We start from the raw sequence: 1,861 nt of genomic DNA, 5'->3' as shown, positions 1-1,861 counted from the left end.
GGCGATCAGCACCACGACCGGGATCATCGCCACCCGCAGCTTGAACGGGTCCGCGGGACCGAGCTTGGCCCCGACGTAGGCCACCGGCAGGCAGATAATCCAGGTGACCAGCGCCGCCAGCGACGGGTTAACCCTCCCCAGAAGTTCGCCAATGTCGCCAGTGCCCGCCGCTGCGGGCTCTCCGGCCGGTTCAGCCTCGCGGGGGAGAGCCTGGGGCTCCCCGGTAACTTCCTGCATGGTTCCATCCGTTGGAGGGCCGTCAACTGGAAGGCCGTCAACCCTGTTGCTTGACATGTGGGCTCCGGTTAGCCGTTTCCCTGCGGCTGCCGGACGGCTACCACGAGGTTGCCCGGCAGGTTGGTGAAGACGGTGAAGGCGTGCGGGCTGAATTGGGCGGGCGTGAAGGTGAGGACGGGGTAAGGGGCGTCAATGGGCTGCCAGGTCCAGCGTGTGGGGCTGCTCCGCTGGAGAATGAACACGTCGACCGGGCCGAACGCGGTGCGCGCGGAGGCGGCGGTGAACGCGGCCGGGTCGGTGATGCGGGAAAGCTTCTGCAAGGCCGCGTACCTGGCGGGCCAGTCGGTATTGGTGCCTGCCGCGCCCATGGATACGCCGATATAGCCGGGCCAGTTCACGTAGGTGAACAGTTCCTCTGCGGTCGACAGGGTGACCGGTGTGGCGCTCGCCCCGAGTACGGATGTCACGTCATTCTTGACGGGATCGGTGGGGAACCATGCATCGTGTATGCCGCGCTCCGCGGCGACAGGCACGTAGCTTCCGTCGGGCAACGGGGTGGCGAACGCGGCGGTCGACTCATTCCAGGCGGTGCTCACCGCGGGCTGGTAGAGCCCGCCGCCCGGGGTGGGGCCGCCCGGCATCCATCCCTGCCATGCGGTGATGGCGGTCCAGACGACGAGCAGGCACAGGGCGAGCGCCGGAAGCCCGGCGGGGACGCTGCGGACGGAGAACCGGCGCGCGACGATGGGGGCGGTGTGCACAATGGTCAGCACCCCGGCCGCGGCCAGCATCGGGCCGATCAGCCGGGGGGTGTCCTGGAGCAGCAGGGTGTGCCCGGTCAAGCTAAAGGAGGCGAGGCCCAGCAGCCAGTAGGCGTACGCGCCGACGGTCAGCAGTAGCAGCGGCATTCCCCACGACACCCGTCCCCGGTACCAGAGCAGCCCGATGACGCCGATCAGTTCCAGGACGCCGAGCAGTGAGGGGGTGAGGAACAGCAGCGGGCTGTCCTGGATCCCGCCGCCCTGGAACAGGTCATCAACCTGTTTGGAACCATGCAGGAATCCCCAGCCCAGATAGGGGACCAGGTACCAGGAGGCGACGACCAGGCTGACGATTACCGTCAGTACGACGTGCCGGACGTACCGCGCCCGGTCCTGGCTGGCCCGCCAGGTGAGCACCGCTAGCGCCACGATGCCCAGCGCACCGTAGATGATGAAAGCCCAGCTCAGCACGATGCTCAAGCCGCCGATCAGGCCGGCCGGCAGCCAGTGCAGCCGGCCCCGCGGCGGGTCGCCGAACGTGGCTATCGCCCACGGGACGAAAACGGCCAGGGCGAGGATCTCGTACGCCTTCTCCGGCAGCGAGAAGCACAGCAATACCGGCAGGGTCACCGCTAGGGCGAGCGGGCCGGGTAGCACCTTCCGCCAGAGGATGTACCCGGCGACCACCACGAAGGACAGCGTGATGGCCTCGGCCGGGCCGAGCAGCTTCCAGGCAGGCACGTTGATCAGCGCGGAGGTGCGGCCCACCAGCCAGGGGAACAGCGGCGGGTAGTGCGATGGCACTGTCGATACGATCCCGTCGCTGCTACGCCAGGTGCTGGCGTACCGGTTGGCCATGTCCG

At 68.4% G+C, this 1,861-nt stretch carries 2 protein-coding genes; both read right to left on the bottom strand.

Features of this window, described 5'->3' with window-relative positions; translation table 11 throughout:
• The coding region (locus tag WA805_RS19550) for a hypothetical protein (protein WP_422272757.1) at nucleotides 1-237 on the bottom strand (237 nt) is incomplete at its 3' end.
• 68 nt (nucleotides 238-305) lie between these two features.
• A partial coding sequence (locus WA805_RS19545) for an arabinofuranosyltransferase (protein WP_425243050.1) occupies nucleotides 306-1,861 on the bottom strand: 1,556 nt, incomplete at its 5' end.

The organism is Trebonia sp., from assembly GCF_049794275.1.
Lineage (GTDB): Bacteria > Actinomycetota > Actinomycetes > Streptosporangiales > Streptosporangiaceae > Trebonia.
Note: the sequence above shows the minus strand (reverse complement) of the source record. Positions and strands in the feature narration are given on the sequence as shown.